Origin of the sequence: Sphingomonas sp. C3-2 (assembly GCF_033025475.1) — a bacterium.
Classification (GTDB): Bacteria; Pseudomonadota; Alphaproteobacteria; order Sphingomonadales; family Sphingomonadaceae; genus Sphingobium_A.
This window is the reverse complement of sequence record NZ_CP130322.1, coordinates 3206403-3222772: the sequence shown is the minus strand read 5'-3', so window position 1 is coordinate 3222772 and position 16370 is coordinate 3206403. Positions and strand designations below refer to the sequence as shown.

Annotated in this window: 16 protein-coding genes and 1 tRNA gene; 10 read left to right on the top strand and 7 right to left on the bottom strand. The window is 64.1% G+C overall.

Going from position 1 to position 16370, the window contains the following annotated elements; genetic code table 11:
* The first annotated feature begins 13 nt into the window (after nt 1-13).
* On the top strand, nt 14-478 hold the full coding sequence (locus QYC26_RS15465) for a PaaI family thioesterase (RefSeq protein ID WP_317513112.1): 465 nt from the start codon (nt 14-16) through the stop codon (nt 476-478).
* Nucleotides 479-528: 50 nt separating this feature from the next.
* On the opposite strand, the gene QYC26_RS15460 is transcribed toward QYC26_RS15465, so the two are convergent.
* Nucleotides 529-690: a hypothetical protein gene (locus QYC26_RS15460; protein WP_317513111.1), complete on the bottom strand. Its 162-nt coding sequence runs from the start codon at nt 688-690 to the stop codon at nt 529-531.
* 82 nt (nt 691-772) lie between these two features.
* Here QYC26_RS15460 and QYC26_RS15455 point away from each other — a divergent pair, with 82 nt between their 5' ends.
* Nucleotides 773-1603 carry a methyltransferase gene (locus QYC26_RS15455; RefSeq protein WP_317513110.1) on the top strand — a complete coding sequence of 277 codons (831 nt, stop codon included), beginning with the start codon at nt 773-775 and terminating at the stop codon, nt 1601-1603.
* Between the two features lie 72 nt (nt 1604-1675).
* Here the strand turns inward: QYC26_RS15455 and phaR are convergent, their stop codons facing one another.
* On the bottom strand, nt 1676-2245 hold the full coding sequence (gene phaR / locus QYC26_RS15450) for a polyhydroxyalkanoate synthesis repressor PhaR (protein ID WP_317513109.1): 570 nt from the start codon (nt 2243-2245) through the stop codon (nt 1676-1678).
* A 25-nt stretch (nt 2246-2270) separates the two neighbouring features.
* On the opposite strand from phaR, the gene QYC26_RS15445 reads away from it, so the two are divergent.
* Nucleotides 2271-3332, top strand: coding sequence for an alpha/beta fold hydrolase (locus QYC26_RS15445; RefSeq protein WP_317515086.1), 1062 nt, complete (start codon nt 2271-2273; stop codon nt 3330-3332).
* A 42-nt stretch (nt 3333-3374) separates the two neighbouring features.
* Nucleotides 3375-4547, top strand: coding sequence for an acetyl-CoA C-acetyltransferase (locus QYC26_RS15440; protein WP_317513108.1), 1173 nt, complete (start codon nt 3375-3377; stop codon nt 4545-4547).
* Between the two features lie 79 nt (nt 4548-4626).
* On the opposite strand, the gene alr is transcribed toward QYC26_RS15440, so the two are convergent.
* From alr to QYC26_RS15420, 4 genes are read right to left on the bottom strand one after another with little or no spacing between them, the layout of a single operon-like run.
* Nucleotides 4627-5673 (bottom strand): alanine racemase, encoded by a 1047-nt coding sequence (gene alr, locus QYC26_RS15435; RefSeq protein WP_317513107.1) that lies wholly within the window; start codon nt 5671-5673, stop codon nt 4627-4629.
* A 46-nt stretch (nt 5674-5719) separates the two neighbouring features.
* A complete protein-coding gene (locus QYC26_RS15430) occupies nt 5720-6091 on the bottom strand; it encodes a tRNA-binding protein (protein ID WP_317513106.1) in 372 nt (123 codons plus the stop codon).
* A 27-nt stretch (nt 6092-6118) separates the two neighbouring features.
* Nucleotides 6119-7801 (bottom strand): MFS transporter, encoded by a 1683-nt coding sequence (locus QYC26_RS15425; protein WP_317513105.1) that lies wholly within the window; start codon nt 7799-7801, stop codon nt 6119-6121.
* A gap of 54 nt (nt 7802-7855) precedes the next feature.
* Nucleotides 7856-8566: a TorF family putative porin gene (locus tag QYC26_RS15420; RefSeq protein WP_317513104.1), complete on the bottom strand. Its 711-nt coding sequence runs from the start codon at nt 8564-8566 to the stop codon at nt 7856-7858.
* 161 nt (nt 8567-8727) lie between these two features.
* On the opposite strand from QYC26_RS15420, the gene QYC26_RS15415 reads away from it, so the two are divergent.
* From QYC26_RS15415 to QYC26_RS15400, 4 genes are all read left to right on the top strand, one after another.
* On the top strand, nt 8728-10041 hold the full coding sequence (locus tag QYC26_RS15415) for a replication-associated recombination protein A (RefSeq protein WP_317513103.1): 1314 nt from the start codon (nt 8728-8730) through the stop codon (nt 10039-10041).
* Between the two features lie 7 nt (nt 10042-10048).
* Nucleotides 10049-11392, top strand: a complete 1344-nt coding sequence (locus QYC26_RS15410) for a serine hydrolase (protein WP_317513102.1) — start codon at nt 10049-10051, stop codon at nt 11390-11392.
* Entirely contained in the window at nt 11389-12243 is an 855-nt protein-coding gene (locus QYC26_RS15405) for a hypothetical protein (RefSeq protein WP_317513101.1), read from the top strand. The genes QYC26_RS15410 and QYC26_RS15405 overlap by 4 nt, the downstream gene beginning before the upstream one ends.
* Nucleotides 12244-12263: 20 nt before the next feature.
* Nucleotides 12264-12339, top strand: a tRNA-Thr gene (locus QYC26_RS15400).
* A gap of 25 nt (nt 12340-12364) precedes the next feature.
* On the opposite strand, the gene QYC26_RS15395 is transcribed toward QYC26_RS15400, so the two are convergent.
* Nucleotides 12365-13867 (bottom strand): phospholipase D-like domain-containing protein, encoded by a 1503-nt coding sequence (locus QYC26_RS15395; RefSeq protein ID WP_317513100.1) that lies wholly within the window; start codon nt 13865-13867, stop codon nt 12365-12367.
* Nucleotides 13868-14003: 136 nt separating this feature from the next.
* Between QYC26_RS15395 and QYC26_RS15390 the strand changes: the two genes are divergently transcribed.
* On the top strand, nt 14004-14468 hold the full coding sequence (locus QYC26_RS15390) for a hemerythrin domain-containing protein (protein WP_317513099.1): 465 nt from the start codon (nt 14004-14006) through the stop codon (nt 14466-14468).
* A gap of 136 nt (nt 14469-14604) precedes the next feature.
* A complete protein-coding gene (locus tag QYC26_RS15385; RefSeq protein ID WP_317513098.1) occupies nt 14605-16353 on the top strand; it encodes a diguanylate cyclase in 1749 nt (582 codons plus the stop codon).
* The last annotated feature ends 17 nt before the right edge of the window (nt 16354-16370 follow it).

Genomic DNA, 16370 nt, shown 5'->3' with positions numbered 1-16370 from the left:
TTCCGGAGCCGTCATGATCGAAGATATCGTCCGCCCGACCCTGCCCGCCGACGCTACGGAAAACTGGCGTGAATGGCATCCGGACGGCGATGGACGCTTTCTCGACCTGCTGGGCGTGATCCGCACCAAATGCCTGTCCACCGACAGCGCCTGTGTGCGCTTCACCCCCGAACCAATGCATGCCAATCGCGGCGGGCTGGCGCATGGCGGTTATCTGATGAGCTGTGTCGACGAGGCGCTGTTCCATTCGGCGGCCGCGCTTGAGCTGACGGCTGCCAAGGGATCGGGCGTGACGGTGAGCGCCAATGTCAATTTCATCGGCGCGGCCTCGATCGACGCTCCGATCGACGCGATCACGCGCATTGTCGGCGAAACCGGCCGCATGTTCTTCATCTCGGGCCATATGGAACAGGAAGGTCGCCGGATCGCCTCGTTCGAAGGCATTCTGCGCAAGCTGAAGAACGCCGGGGTCAATTGACCCCTGCCCGGATGGCACCAGCCTATCCGACACCCGTCGCGATCAGGCGCTTACTGATGCAGCTTGAGCGCGATGGCGGTGAGAAACAGCGTCGCCATGACCGAGAGGACGGTGATGAGCGTCCACGGCATGAAGCCGACCTTGTCGAGATTTCTGCGGCGCTGGCGTTTCATGTCCGCCAGTGTCGCGACCACCGCGATCGTCGCGGACATGCCCGCAAATCCCCATAGGTGCACTTGCAACGCCTTTCTCTGATCTGCACTATCCGCGCATTCAGATAGGAGAGATTTTTCAATGCGCCAGTATCTTGCGATTTCTGCCGCGCTTTTTGCCATGACCGGCACCAGCGCGCTTGCCCAGCACGCCCATGCAGATCATCAAACCATGGATGCAGCGACCCATGCGCTGCACGAAGCCGTGGCCTCCCCCGCGCGTAAGCCCGCCAACCGCGCACGCGATACCTATCGTCACCCGGTCGAAACGCTGAGCTTTTTCGGCGTGACGCCAAACCAGACGGTGGTCGAGATCTGGCCGAGCGCGGGCTGGTACACCGAAATCCTGGCGCCGATGTTGAAGGACAAGGGCCGCTATATCGCCGCAGCCCAGCCGCCGGGCAAATATCGCACGGCGACCGAAACGCTGATCGCCAGCGATCCGGTGCGTTTCGACAAGGTGGAGATAGCGACATTCGACCCCAAGGCGGCGGACGATATCGTGGCGCCGAACAGCGCCGATGTGGTGCTGACCTTTCGCAACGCCCACAATCTGATCATGGCGGGCGAAGATACTGCCAAGGCGGCCTTTGCACGTTTTTACCGTGCGCTGAAGCCCGGCGGCGTACTGGGCGTCGTCGACCACCGCCTGCCCGAGGACCGCAGTGCAGCCGATGAGCAATCGAGCGGTTACCTGAAGACATCGACCGTCGTGAAACTGGCCGAGGCCGCCGGCTTCAAATTGGCGGCCGAAAGCGAGGTGAACGCCAATCCCAAGGACACGGCGAACTGGCCCAAGGGCGTTTGGACGCTGCCGCCGACGCTGAGCCTGGGTGATACCGACAGGGCGAAATATCAGACGATCGGCGAAAGCGACCGGATGACGCTGAAATTCGTGAAGCCGCAGGGCTGAGGTTGATCGGCGGACGGGAGTGCCCCTCCTGTCCGCCAGATCGCGATCAAGCGCGCGCCGGGAAAGCGCGGCTTATTTGCTGAGTTTTTCGATCTGTTCCTGAAGCTTGGCGAGCTGTTCCTTCAGCGCGTCGATCTCACCATCGCTCTTGGCCGGAGCCGGGGCCGGTTGCGGCGGCTGCGGCTCGGCGGGCTTGGCTCCCGGCTGGAAGGCCGTGGCCGCCGCTTCGAACATTGCCATGTTGCGCTTGGCCATTTCAGCGAACGGGCCATGCGCGAAAGCGCCCTCGACCGCGGTGCGGAACTGTTCCTGATTGCGGCGGAAGCTGTCCATCGAGGCTTCGAGATAACCGGGGACAACCGCCTGCATCGAATCCCCGTACATGGAGATAAGCTGGCGCAGGAAGTTGACGGGGAGCATCGTCTGCCCGCGTGATTCCTCTTCCATGATGATCTGGGTGAGGACGTTACGGGTGATATCTTCATCCGTCTTGGCGTCGACCACCTTGAACTCACGGCCTTCACGCGTCATCGCCGCCAGGTGATCCAGCGTGATGTAACTCGACGTATCGGTGTTATAGAGCCGCCGGTTAGCATATTTCTTGATGATGACAATATCGCCCTTGGACGAAGATTTCTTCATGGTGGAGAGCGCCCCATTGGAAAATATGTACGACACTGCACCATTTGATGCCGCGTCGCAACACGGCCCCCGCCCCCTGCCGTTGTTTCTCGATCTCTTGCGTTGCCAGACTGCAACAGATCCGAAACGAACCAAGGATGCGCTTGCGGGATTGAGAGCCTATCAGGCCGCCGAACGTATACCGCGCCCCGCCCCGCTACCTGAGGCCGTGCGGGTGGGACGCGCGAGCCTGATCGATTATGGCGGAACGGGCACGCCGGTCGTCTTCGTGCCCTCGCTGATCAACCCCGCCTTCGTCCTCGACCTTGCGGAAAATAATTCGATGCTGCGCTGGCTGGCGACGCAGAATATGCGCCCGCTGCTGCTCGACTGGGGCGAAGCGACGCCCGAGGAGCGCGATCTCGACGTGGGCGGGCATGTCGAACGCTATCTCATTCCACTAACCCAGGCGCTCGGTGAACCACCCGTTCTCGCCGGCTATTGCCTCGGCGGGACGATGGCGTTGGCAGCCGCCGCGCTGACCCCGGTGAAGGGTCTCGCGCTGATTGCTACCCCATGGAATTTTCATGGTTTCCCACAAGATACCCGCGCGGGCATGGCGACGCTCTGGGCCGGTGCGCAGGCGACATGCGAGCGCATGGGGCTGCTGCCGATGGAAGTGCTGCAGACCGCGTTCTGGCGGCTGGACCCCGAGCGGACGATTTCCAAATTTGAGAATTTCGGGCGCCTGCCCCCCGATGGCGAGGCCGCGCAAGCCTTTGTCGCGCTGGAGGACTGGGCCAATGGCGGCGCCCCGCTGACCTATGCCGCAGGCCGCCAATTGTTCGAGGATTTCATCGAGCGCGACCTGCCGGGCCAGGCGGCATGGTCGGTGGGCGGCAGGCAGATTGTGCCAGAGGACCTGAACTGCCCGGTACTCGACATCGTGTCGCTGACCGACAGGATCGTGCCTGCCGCAACCTCGACCGAGCTTGAAGAACGGATCGAGACGGCGGCGGGGCATGTCGGCATGGTCGTCGGGCGTGGCGCAAAAGACACTCTGTGGCAGCCGCTCGTCGATTGGCTTTCGCGATTGCAGCACAACTGATACTAGGCCCCCACAAGATATAAATGTTCGCGGAGTCCTTCCATGTCCGATATCGTGATCACAGCCGCCAAGCGTACCCCGGTCGGCAGTTTCCTCGGCGCATTCGCCTCCACCCCCGCCCATGAACTGGGCCGGATTGCGATCGAAGCGGCGCTGGCGCAGGCCGGCGTTGCCGGTGATGAAGTGTCCGAAGTCATCATGGGTCAGATCCTGACCGCAGGCCAGGGCCAGAACCCCGCCCGCCAGGCATCGATCGCCGCCGGCATTCCGAACACCGTGCCCGCATGGGGCATGAACCAGCTTTGCGGTTCGGGCCTGCGCGCGGTGGCGCTGGCGGCCCAGGCCGTGGCGAATGGCGATTCGAAGATCGTCGTTGCCGGGGGCCAGGAAAACATGTCGATGGCCCCGCACGCGCAGTTCCTGCGCGCGGGCGTGAAGATGGGCAGCACCGAGCTGTTCGACACGATGATCAAGGACGGCCTGACCGACGTCTTCAACAATTATCACATGGGCGTGACGGCCGAGAACCTGGCCGAACAATACCAGATCACCCGCGAAGACCAGGACGCCTTTGCCGTGCGGTCTCAGAACCGCGCCGAAGCCGCCCGCGCATCGGGCCGCTTCAAGGACGAGATCGTTCCGGTGACCATCAAGGGCCGCAAGGGCGACACGATCGTCGAGAATGACGAATATATCCGCGACGGCGTGACCGTGGACGGCATTTCGGGCCTGCGTCCGGCGTTCAAGAAGGACGGCAGCGTGACCGCCGCCAACGCCAGCGGCATCAACGACGGCGCAGCCGCGATCGTCGTGATGACCGCCGAGGAAGCCGCGCGCCGCGGTGCCCCCGTGCTCGCCCGCATCAAAAGCTGGGCGCATGCCGGCGTCGATCCGTCGATCATGGGCTATGGCCCGGTTCCGGCCACGCGCCTTGCGCTGGAAAAGGCCGGCTGGACGGTCGCCGATCTCGACCTCATTGAAGCGAACGAAGCCTTTGCCGCACAGGCGCTGTGCGTGGGCCGTGAACTGGGCTTTGACGACGAGAAGCTGAACGTCAACGGCGGCGCGATCGCGATCGGCCACCCCGTCGGCGCATCGGGTGCGCGCGTGCTCACCACGCTCATCTATGAAATGCAGAAGCGCGACGCGAAGAAGGGCCTCGCCACGCTGTGCATCGGCGGCGGCATGGGCATTGCGATGTGCCTTGAGCGCTAAGCGCCAGCCATAAGCATCAAGGAAAAGGCCCGCCATTTCGGCGGGCCTTTTTCGTTTCAGCCTGTCCTGAGCAGAACGCTCAGCCCCAGTAGCGGTCCATGCGCTGGCCGAGGCTGGTGAGCAGTTCATATTGCGACATGCCCGAAAGCGCGGCGGCGGCGGGCAGATCATAGTCGATCGAAACCCAGTCCCCCTCAGCCAGATCGGGCGCGGCATCGACGCTGACGATGAGCAGATCCATCGAGACGCGGCCGATGACGGGCAGTGCCCTGCCCCCCGCGCGCGCCATGCCCTTGCCGGAGAACCCCCGGAAATAGCCGTCGGCATAGCCGATGTTGAGGATGGCGAGTTCCATGTCGCCCGAGGCGACGGCAGTGGCGTTATAGCCGATACGATCGCCCGCACGGACGCGGCGGCGCTGGAGGATCTGTGCTTCAGGCGTCGCAACCTGCCGGATGGCTGCGGCCTCGGGACGCGGCAGCCCCCCGTAGAGCGCAAGCCCCGGCCGGGTGAGATCGAAGGCGTAATCGCTGCCGAGGCAAATGCCCGCGCTGTTCGCAAGGCTCATCCGCTGTGCCGAGGTGCGGCCGCGCAACGCGGAGAAGCTGGCCAACTGCTCGGCATTCATCGGCACGTCCTCATCCGCGCAGGCGAGATGGCTGACGAGATTTTCGATGATCAACCCGTCGAGAAGCCCGGCGGCAACATCCTCCGGCGCGACGCCGAGACGGCACATGCCGGTATCGACCATGACGTCGCAGGCCCCGCCACCCGATTGTTTCCACAAGCCGACCTGGGTGGGCGTGCAGAGCACGGGGCGCGCACGACCGGCGCGCGCGGGATGCATATCGACCGGGCGGACACCGTGGAGGACCGAGATGGAAAGCCCATCGGCATAGGGGCCAAGCGCCACCGCCTCTGCCCAGGTGGCGACGAAGAAATCGCGGCACCCCGCCTGTGCCAGATGCTGCATGACCCGGATCGCGCCCAGCCCATAAGCATTGGCCTTGATCGCTGCACCGCACGCCGCCGCACCGCTTTGGCGGTCCAGCCAGTTCCAATTGTCAACGAGCGCGCCGCGATCAAGACGCAGGCGCAGAGGCGATTCGATGGTGGTGGTGCTCACGCGCCATTCCCTACCGGCCGCCTCCCCATGCGTCGAGCGGAGCGGTTCAGAAAAGTCGGCCGCCATTGGGCACCGCGCGCTCCGGCGAGACGAGAACAACCTCGCCCTGTTCATCCGGAAAACCGAGGGTGAGCACTTCGGACATGAACTTGCCGATCTGGCGCGGGGGGAAGTTGACGACCGCCGCCACCTGCCGCCCGACGAGCGTTTCGAGCGCATAATTGGCGACGATCTGCGCCGAGGATTTCTTCGTGCCGATGACGGGGCCGAAATCGATAACGAGCTTTACCGAGGGCTTGCGCGCCTCGGGATAGGGATCGGCCGCGATGATCGTACCGATGCGGATGTCGACCGCGAGAAACTGATCGAAGCTGATTTCGGGCGCGGCGGGCGCGTCTTCGGCATGGTTCATGTGCATGAAATGGTTTTCCGTAAGGATAATTGATCAGGAAGAGCGATTGGGATCGGTCAACGGCTCGGCAATCTCGCGCGGGCCGGGCTGGCGGCCGGATGGGAGCGAGCCGGTCTGGCGTTCGATCATGCGACGGACACGGGGTGGTTCGGGGCCCTGATGGAGCGCGCGGATGCGATCGCCAATACCGGCGTCCGCCTTGGTTATCCGCTGATTGTGGCGGACATAATCGAGCCAGGTCGGCACGCTGAACTGTTCGGCCCAGATTTCGGCATCGGCGAGATCGCGTGAGAGCGTCCAGTGCCGGGCACCGTCGCGCCGGCGGATGCGCCGGCGTTCGGCCATGACGCACAGCAACTCGACCACATCCTCGCGCCGGATGCGATATTCGACGGTGATGACCACGGGGCCGCTGCGCGGTTGGATGTCGAAATCGACGCGCGGTTCGCGCCAGCGGTTGAGCGGATCGAGATCGAGCTTTTCGGGCTGAGCGAGCGCAAAGCGCAGGCCGAGCATGCTGCCCAGCGCCATTTCGGCGGCGGCGATGGCAAGCGCGGTCCAGATGCCCGTGCCGTGTGCGATTTCGCCCCAGACCCATGCGCCGACCGCCATGCCGCCAAAGGCGAACATCTGGTAGAGCGACAGCGCCCGGGCGACGACCCAGCGCGGCGTCGACATCTGAACGGTGACGTTGAAGGTGGAGAGCGCGAGCACCCAGCCGATGCCCGCGATGAACAGCACCGCCATGGTTAGCGGAAGCCATGTGCTCCACCCGGCAACGAGCGCGGCGAGCGCGAAGCCAAGCGCCGAATAACGGACAATCCCTTCATTCGAAAGGCGGTTGCGGATCTGTTCGCGGCACAGCGCGCCGCCCACCGCGCCGACGCCAAAGGCGCCGAGCAACAGGCCATAGGTCAGCGGGCCGCCACCGAGCAGATCGCGGGCGATGAGCGGCATGAGCGCGGGCACCGCGCTGGCGCCTAGCCCGAAGACAAGGCTGCGCAGTAGCACCACGCGGATATCGGGCGACATCGCGGCATAGCGAATACCCGCCGCCATCGCGACGCCCAGCGTTTCGCGCGGCAACTGGCGTTCGACCTTGGGCGGTTGCCAGCGCAGCAGCACGAAGATGAGGCCGAGATAGCTAACCGCGTTGACCGCAAAGGCCGCCGCCGCGCCGGCCGCCGCCACGATCGCGCCGCCGATCGCGGGGCCGAGGCTGCGCGCGATGTTGAACCCCATGCTGTTGAGCGCGACGGCGCCGGGCAAATGGCTGCGTGGCACCATATCCCCCACCGAGGCCTGCCATGCGGGGCTGTTGAGCGCCGAGCCGCAGCCGATAAGAAACGTGAAGCAGAGGAGCAGCCACGGCGTGATCCAGCCCAGAAGCGCGAGCGTGGCGAGCCCCAGCGAGACGAGGAGCATGAAACCCTGCGCCGCAAGCATGACCTTGCGCCGATCATAATTGTCGGCCAGCGCGCCGGCGGCGAGCGCGAAGACCATGATCGGCAGCGTCACCGATGCCTGGACCAGCGCAACCATGTCCGCCGAGCCGGCAATCGACGTCATCATCCACGATGCGCCGACCGACTGGATCAGCCCGCCGAAATTGGAGGCAAGGCTCGCGATCCAGACCGAACGGAAAATGGGCACGGAAAGCGGCGCCCAGGCGCTGCCTGGCGCGGTGGTGCTTTCCTCTCTGGTTTCCGCAGTCATGCCCCTTGGATGCCGGTTAAACCCGCCAAGGCCAAGGGCGAACTGCCCCCATGATCAGAAGCGCGCGGTGACCCCGGCGACGAAACCGGCCCGGCCGAGGCTCCCGGCCTCGTCCACGCCCTTATAGTTCGTATCGACATAGGAGGCTGACAGGCTGAGCCAATCACGCGAATAGACGAGCCCGGCTTCCCAATCCCATTTCTCGTCAAACGCACCGTTTTCACGCCCCACGCGCGCCCGGCCGGTGAGCGGCGTGCCCGGAATGCCGATATCGGCGCGGGTGGAAACATAAAGATTGTCGCGCCCGTCGAACCGGTCCGGCGACCAGGCGAGCTTGAGCTCGACCGAAGCCGGGCCGAGCGTCTTGGCAAGGGTGCCGTTCACCTCGACAAAGTTCAGCCCGTTGGCGCCCGGATAGAAATAGCTCTGCACGCCGACCGAATAGTCCATGCCGCGCGCCTGCCCGGCATAGCCGCCGTAAAGATCGACCTCGGCATCGGCGCCGCCGAAATTGGACAGGCTCGATGCCCAGCCGCCCAGATACCAGCCGGAGGAGAAATCGACATCGACGCCGCCCTGCACCGCAGGATCGCGATCGGACTGGCTGAGGCCGCGAAAACGATAATCGCTGACCGCGCCGATATTGGCCGAGACATCGACATCGGACACACCGTAATCGGGCTGGTCCATGTCCTGAGCCTGCGCCACGCCGCCCATCGCCCAAAGCATCGCGCCGCATGCGGCCAGTGCGCTGATTTTCTGCATTCACCCCAACATCTTCAGTGATCGTGCCTAACTGCCCGAGCGCCGGGGCTGAGTAAACCGCGCGGGGTACAACCATCCGCCACGGCGTGGTCGCACGGCGATGGGCCGATTTCCGATCGATGCTTTGCCAAGGCCGCACGAAGGCCTATCTAGGCGACGCAATGGCAGATCTTTTCGCGTCCCCCGAAACCGACCCGGCACCGTCCGCAGCAAATGCCCCGCTGGCCGACAAGCTGCGCCCCGAACAATTGAGCGACGTCGTCGGTCAGGATCACCTGACCGGCCCCGAAGGCGCGATCGGGCGGATGGTGGCGGCGGGCCGGCTGTCCTCGATCATCCTCTGGGGGCCGCCGGGCACCGGCAAGACGACGATCGCGCGGCTGCTGGCCGATGCGGTGGGCCTGCGCTTTGCCGCGATTTCGGCGGTGTTCTCGGGCGTTGCCGACCTGAAAAAAGCCTTTGCAGAGGCCCGCGAACATGCCCACATGGGGCAGCGGACATTGTTGTTCGTGGACGAGATCCACCGTTTCAACCGCGCGCAGCAGGACGGTTTCCTGCCCTATGTCGAGGACGGCACAGTGACGCTGGTGGGCGCCACCACCGAAAACCCCAGCTTCGAGCTGAACGCCGCACTGCTCAGCCGCGCGCAGGTGCTTATTCTCAATCGGCTGGATTCGTCCGCGCTCGACACACTGCTGGCGCGTGGCGAAACGCTGTTGGACCGCGCGCTACCGCTGCAGCCAGCGGCGCGCGATGCGCTGATCGCCAGCGCCGACGGCGATGGACGTTTTCTTTTGAACCAGGCGGAGACGCTGTTTTCGATCCGGATCGACGAACCGCTCGATCCGCAGGGGCTGTCTGCGCTGCTCCACCGCCGCGTTGCGGTGTACGACAAGGACCGCGAGGGGCATTACAACCTCATTTCCGCGCTTCACAAATCGCTGCGCGGATCGGACCCGCAGGCCGCACTTTACTATATGGCGCGGATGCTGGTGGCGGGTGAGGAGCCGCTTTATGTGCTGCGCCGCCTTGTCCGCTTCGCCTCCGAAGATATCGGGCTTGCCGATCCGCAGGCGCTGATCCAGTGCCTTGCCGCCAAGGATGCCTATGATTTTCTGGGCAGCCCCGAGGGCGAACTGGCGATCGTGCAGGCCTGCCTTTACTGCGCGACGGCGCCCAAATCGAACGCGGCGTACAAAGCGCAGAAGGCGGCATGGAAATCGGCCCGCGACACCGGATCGCTGATGCCGCCGCAGAATATATTGAACGCCCCCACCAAGCTGATGAAGCAGGTCGGTTACGGCAAGGGCTACACCTATGATCATGACGCCGATCAGGGGTTTTCGGGCGACAATTACTGGCCCGAGGAAATGCAGCCGCAGACCTATTACACACCGGTGGAACGGGGCTTCGAAAAACGGATCGCCGAGCGAATTGCCTATTGGGAGGAATTGCGTGCGCAAAGGCGGGGTTAGTCTTGGATTGAGCGTTCTGGCGTTGGCAGCGGCAAGCCCCGCAGCGGCGCAGGCGCAGGAATTGCCCCCCTATGACCGCGCGATTGCCGCAGGATACAAGGCGCTGACGCTGTGCAGCGGCATCTTCAACGCCGGACGCACGCCCGAGCAGATGGCGGGTGACGAACTGCGCGGCACCTATCCGCAATATGATGCGCTGTTGCCCAGCCTCGACGCCGTGGTGGACCGCGCGAATGGGCGCGTGAGCGTCGCGTTCGACAGCGCGCTTCCCGCACGCCGCGCCGAATGGCAGACGGCACGCGGCTGCACCATCCTGCCGATCGGCGCGACAGGTGGCGACGGGCAGGCCCCCGCCCCCATCGCCAGCGCCGATCCGCGCCCCTGGCCGATGGGCGACAAGGGCATTGGAACGAAGATTGCCGCCCCGCTTGCCGCGACGATCGCAACCGCGTTCGATGCCAAGAGCTTCGGCGCAGGCAGCAACACCACCGGCGTCGTCGTGGTGCAGGACGGCAAGATCATCGGAGAACGCTACCGTGCAGGCTTCGGCCCCTTTGTGGCGCAGCGGACATGGTCGGTCGCCAAGAGCATGACGGGCACGCTGGTGGGCATCGCGGTACAGCAGGGCGCGGTCGCCACGGCCGCCCCCGCGCCGATACCCGAATGGGGGCCGACAGCGCGCGACCCGCGCAGCGCCATCACGCTCGACAATCTACTGCGCATGGCAAGCGGGCTGCACAGCGCGACCGCAGGAAACCGCACCGACGCGCTCTATTTCGGTGGCACGGCGGTGACCGAGGAAACCACCGGCTGGCCGATCGAGGCACTGCCCGGCAGCCGTTTCCGCTATGCCAATAACGATACGCTGCTGGCCGTCCGCTCGCTGCGCGCGGCGCTGGGCGAAGAGGCGTATCAGGCCTTTCCGCGCACCGCCTTGTTCGACAAGCTGGGGATGCGCCACACCGTGGCCGAAGCCGATTGGCGCGGCAACTTCATCCTTTCCAGCCAGGTCTGGTCCACCGCGCGCGATCTCGCGCGCCTGGGCATGCTCTATCTGAACAAGGGCGTGTGGAACGGTGAAAGGCTGCTGCCCGAAAACTGGACCGACTATGTCACCGCGCCGTCCGGCCCGCAGCCCGAGGGCGAATTCGGCTATGGCGCGAGCTTCTGGCTGCTCAACCGGTCCGCAGGCGTGCCGGTGGATAGCTACGCAGCCTTCGGCAATCGCGGGCAATATGTGGTGATCGTGCCCAGCCGCAATATCGTGATCGTGCGACGCGGCGAAGACCCGACCGGTGCGCGCTTCGACGTCGCGGGCTTCACCGCAAAGATCCTCGCCGCGATCCGGTGAACCATTTCCGGCGTTTTGCGGTGATCGACTGGTCGGGTGCAAAAGGCGCCCGGCACAAGGGGATCGCGCTCGCGCTGTGCGAGGCGGGAAGCGCAGCGCCCGTGCTCGTCGAGCCCCCGACAGGCACATGGTCGCGCACGGCGATTGCCGAATGGATCGAGGCCCGCGCGCACGAACCGCTGCTCGTCGGCTTCGATTTCAGCTTCGCGCCGCCCTGCATCGAACGCGGCAGCTATCTGCCCGGTGAGGATGTGCCGACCCACGCATCCGATTTCTGGGCCTATGTCGAGGACGCATGCGACGATGCGGATCTGGGCGCGGCCTCGCTTCTGGAGGTGCGCCACCGGCGACATTTCTATTTCGGTGCGGCGGACGGGCACAAGGCGGACTTCATGCACCTGCGCCGCTGCGAGGCAGAGTATAATGCGGGCGGCGGCGGCAAGCCATCGACCGTCTATGACGCGATCGGCGCCGCGCAGGTGGCCAAGGCCAGCTTTGCCGGGATGCGCACGCTCCACAGGCTGCATGCGGCGCTGCCGATCTGGCCGTTCGATCCCTTACCCAAAAGCGGTGCAACGGTGATCGAGATTTACACCGCAATCGCCGCCCGCGCCGCAGGACTGCGCAAGGGCCGCAGCAAGATTCGAACCGCCGACGCGCTCGACGCGGCGCTGGTAGCCATGGGAAGCGCACCGCACCGCCCCCTGCCCCGCTATGACGACCACGCCACCGACGCGATACTGACCGCAGCCTGGCTGCGGATGCAGGCGCAAAACGCCCTGTTTTGGGAGCCGGAGAAAATGACGGCAGAAATTGCGCACCGCGAGGGCTGGACCTTTGGCGTCGCTTGACGCATGGGAACATCCGACGTGCCGGCTTAGCTCAGTTGGTAGAGCACCTGATTTGTAATCAGGGGGCCACGGGTTCGAATCCTGTAGCCGGCACCATTTTCCGGACATCAGCCTAGAAGCGTCAGCCCATATTGCGGCGGCGGAAATGCGGGAAATGCCAGTGGCGGAACAACCCGCGCTGGCTGAGCGGTTCGAATATGGCATCGGGGCCTTCGGGGTCGAGTATCTCGTTATCCGCAAGCCATTTCTCGGTTTCGCTGAGTTCGGGCAGTTCATAGGGAATGAGCGTGCGCCCCTGCCCGCGCAGCTCCTCGATCGCCGCGATCATCGAGCCGAGCGCCTTTTCGTGCGCGGCGATCTTTTCAGGCGTTACCCCCAAATGTTCGGCCAGCAGATCATGGCGGATATCGGTGAGCACGGTTCCTCCCGATTGTCCGGCCACGTCCGTTCCATCAAGCGCAACATCGCATTCGGTGTCGAACCGGAGCGAGCGATTGTTGAAGTTGGACGACCCGACACGCAGATAGCGATCGTCGATCACCGACAGCTTGGCATGGACATAAATGTCCTCCCCCCGCTCGGTCACCGGATGGTAAAGGCGAAAGCGCCCCTTGCGGTCGATCCGTCGGAGCGCCTCCACCAACCGCGCACGCGCGGTATCCATGGCGACCGGTTCGAGCCAGCCCTCCGCCGCCTTGGGGTTGATGATGACGATTTCGGGCGGATTGTCCTCTGCCAGGCGCTGCGCAAGGGCATGGGCAACGCGGCGCGACGCGAAATACTGGCTTTCGGCATAGATAAAGTCGCGGGCATTGGCGATCAGATCGAGATAGAGCGCCTCGATCTCGTGGATTTCATCGTGTTCATCCATCTGCGGAAAGGTGCGCGCGATCGACAGATCAATATCGGTGAGCAGCGGTGCAAGCCCATCGGGCCAGCAATCGGCGCCGCCTGTGACACGGGGCAATTCCTCATCCTGCGCGGCCAGCCAGCGCTGGCGGGCAAGATCGCCGATCGCGACGGCGGCATCGCCGTCAAACACCGAAGCGGCATCGTGCCAGGGGCCATAAGGCTTGCCATCGGTTCCAATGCGCAGTTCGGCATCATCGGCATGGTCGCGGTCGTCATAACGCCCGTCGGTCATGTCGATCCCGCCGCAAAAGGCGAGGCGGTCGTCGATCGCGATCATTTTCTGATGGTGCGAACTACCGAGCGGATGCGTGCCATCGAGCCTGAGCGCAATCCGTTCATGCGCTTTCCAGCGGATGACGGTGCGCAGGAAGGTCGGCTTGAGAAATGACTTGAGCGCGCCCGTATCCCAGCGGAGAAGCCGGATTTCGAGGCCCGGCGTGCGATCCGCCAGCCAGATCATGAACTCGCTCAATTTTTCCGGTCCGTCATCGCCGTCTTCGCCGCGCGGAAGCGTGATTTCGGGATTGAAATCCCACCCGACGAGCAGGATGCTCTTGCGCGCGCGGATCATCGCAGCACGCGCCGCCTGAAAATAGGCGGCGGCATCGACAATCAGCGCAAAGCGCTCAGCTCGCTCGATCCGCCAGCAATTTCGACCCGGCTCGAACAAATTGCCGCCTCCGCGCCCATGACCATCGGCCAAATCCATCATCGATCCCCCGCCCGTGCAGCATCCTGCTCAGGCTAAAAGCAAAATCCTGATGGAAGGTTCCCCGAAAGGAGCGGCCCGAAAATGAACCGATAGGAAGCGTCTTCGTTGTTCAAGGCCCGAGCAGTTGGAGATGCCGATGGTTTGCACGGATATCTATGCGAAGCTGAAACAGGATCATGATCGTCACCGCCAATTGCTGAAACGCATCGCGGAAATGCACGATACCCCGGATCTTCGCCGCGACATGCTCGATGAATTCAGGATCGAGGTAACCGCGCATGCCGCCGCCGAGGAAGAGACGCTCTATGCACGGATGCTCGCGCACCCCGATCTGCGCGAGGCAGCCCAACATTCCGTTGCCGAGCACAAGGAGATCGACGACCGTCTGGTGGAACTGAGCGAACAGGACTTTGGCTCGGACGCATGGGACGAGGCGTTCGGCACATTACGATCGCGCTATGAGCACCATATCGAAGAGGAGGAGGAAGAGGTCTTCTCCAAAGCGGCAGATATGATCGAGGCAAAGGAAGAACAGCGTATGGCGGCGCGGTTCATTGACCGCAAACCCCGCGAATTACGCCGCGCAGCCAATGAGCCCTGAACAAATAATTTGCACGCAAACCATTAACCGCGATCACGAGGCGATTCGTGCTTCCCATCGGCGGATATTGGCCGCATAGTTGCCCCGCAAATTCCGGGGGGACATGCAACAGCGCCAAAACCTGCACGCATGCTTCATGCACCTCCGGATCGCGCCTGCGATACTGGTCGCGGTGCTGTGCGCGCTTTTCCTCAGCAGCCCGGCAAGGGCAGATGGCCTGTCGCTGAAGCTGAACGATCCCCTGTGCCATGCGGTATCCGAGAAAAAACAGGCGCAGATCCCCCCGCAATCGGCCTTTCGGTGCACAGGCGAGCCGCGCGCTTATAATCAGGGCACATTGTGGCTGCGCGCCGATGTGCGAACAGGTACACAACCCCAAAGCTGGAAGCTGTTGCTTCGCAATTCGCGTTTCGAGCGGGTCGATGTCCGCTTCACCTATGGCAATGGTGCTGAACGCTATCTGCATATCAAAAGCGGCGATTTCGGCGCGCGCTGGCGGATCGGTGGGATCATCGGGTTCGAGGCCCCTGAGGGCGATGCCCCGCTGACCGGAATTGCGATGGGCTTTACCGGGCTTGCCGCCCATGATTTCCTGCGCATCCGGCTGGTGACCAGCGAGGTGGCTGGAAACGAGGCATCGTTGACCGGGATGATCGTCGGCGGCAGCATGGTGCTGCTGCTTTTGTGCGCGATCTATAATTTCTGCCTCGCCTATGCCGTGCGGCGCGGCTTCATCCTGTGGCACGCCGCTTGGGCGATGGCGATGCTGATCTGGGGCGCCTTGTGGTCGCAACTTGCGTTGGCGCTCGTTCCATCGCTCGCGGGGGCGCTTTCCGCCCAACTGGGCACCTTGTTCTCGATGCTCGCGATAGCCTTTGCGACGATGACGGCGGTGACGCTGCTCGGGCACGACACGCTGCCTCGCTGGCTGCGGCGAACGACAATCGGGTTCGCCATGGCGATCGCGCTTGCCGCCATTCCCGCGACGCTGGTTCGCTCGGATCTGCTTGCCTCCATATCCGTGGTGATCGACCTGCTGGCGCTTGCCGACGTCGGCGCGGTGGCGCTGGCGCTCGCCTTTGCCTGGCGCGCCGGTAACGCCGAAGCCCGGGCATTCACCCTGACCTGGGCGATCCCGATGGCGGCCCTGGCCTTCATCAATATCGTCGATGTCGGCGACGGTATTTTTGGTGGCGGAGCGCAGCTGATCGTGCTGATCGCCTCTTCCGTGCAGATCGGGCTTCTTTCCCTCGCCTTCACCTGGCAGATGCTTGGCCTGCGCGAGGAACGCGACGCCGCACGCGCGGCACAGGCCGAGCTCAACGAACTGGCGCACCGCGACGCGCTAACCGGGCTGCTCAATCGGCGGGGCTTTGTTCAGCAGTTCAACCGCCAACTCCGTGACGCCGAATTCAAGGGCACCCCCACCGCCTTGCTGGTGATCGACATCGATCACTTCAAATCGGTCAATGATCGGTTTGGTCATGAAGCAGGCGATCTGGTGTTGAAGGCGATCGGCGCACAGTTGCTCACGCTGGAACGCAATGGGTGCCTGGTCGGCCGGCTAGGCGGCGAGGAATTCGTGCTGGCGCTTCCCGACACCGACAGCGCCAAGGCCGCCAAATTCGCCGAAACCGTCCGCCACCAGATATCGCGGACCACGCTTCCAGACGCCCTGCCAGCCGGCGAGCGCGTGACCGCCAGCATCGGCTGCACCGAGAATATCCGGGGCATGCGCTTTGCCGGGATGTTTCGCAACGCCGACAGCGCGCTTTATGAGGCGAAGAATGCGGGGCGCAACCGCGTCGTCGTTGCAGAACGAAAGCGCGTGGCGGGGGCATCCGCCGACGCAGAAATACGGCGCTTTGGCGCAATGATGGATTGACGGGCTTGCAAATCTTC

Bases quoted from the DNA above. Each gene is read 5' to 3' on its own strand.
- QYC26_RS15395 (WP_317513100.1), bottom strand. From the start codon at position 13,867: ATGATGGATTTGGCCGATGGTCATGGGCGCGGAGGCGGCAATTTGTTC.
- QYC26_RS15425 (WP_317513105.1), bottom strand. From the start codon at position 7,801: ATGACTGCGGAAACCAGAGAGGAAAGCACCACCGCGCCAGGCAGCGCC.
- QYC26_RS15465 (WP_317513112.1), top strand. From the start codon at position 14: ATGATCGAAGATATCGTCCGCCCGACCCTGCCCGCCGACGCTACGGAA.
- phaR (WP_317513109.1), bottom strand. From the start codon at position 2,245: ATGAAGAAATCTTCGTCCAAGGGCGATATTGTCATCATCAAGAAATAT.
- QYC26_RS15385 (WP_317513098.1), top strand. From the start codon at position 14,605: ATGCACCTCCGGATCGCGCCTGCGATACTGGTCGCGGTGCTGTGCGCG.
- QYC26_RS15440 (WP_317513108.1), top strand. From the start codon at position 3,375: ATGTCCGATATCGTGATCACAGCCGCCAAGCGTACCCCGGTCGGCAGT.
- QYC26_RS15390 (WP_317513099.1), top strand. From the start codon at position 14,004: ATGGTTTGCACGGATATCTATGCGAAGCTGAAACAGGATCATGATCGT.
- QYC26_RS15415 (WP_317513103.1), top strand. From the start codon at position 8,728: ATGGCAGATCTTTTCGCGTCCCCCGAAACCGACCCGGCACCGTCCGCA.
- QYC26_RS15430 (WP_317513106.1), bottom strand. From the start codon at position 6,091: ATGCACATGAACCATGCCGAAGACGCGCCCGCCGCGCCCGAAATCAGC.
- QYC26_RS15455 (WP_317513110.1), top strand. From the start codon at position 773: ATGCGCCAGTATCTTGCGATTTCTGCCGCGCTTTTTGCCATGACCGGC.
- QYC26_RS15460 (WP_317513111.1), bottom strand. From the start codon at position 690: ATGTCCGCGACGATCGCGGTGGTCGCGACACTGGCGGACATGAAACGC.
- QYC26_RS15445 (WP_317515086.1), top strand. From the start codon at position 2,271: ATGTACGACACTGCACCATTTGATGCCGCGTCGCAACACGGCCCCCGC.
- QYC26_RS15420 (WP_317513104.1), bottom strand. From the start codon at position 8,566: ATGCAGAAAATCAGCGCACTGGCCGCATGCGGCGCGATGCTTTGGGCG.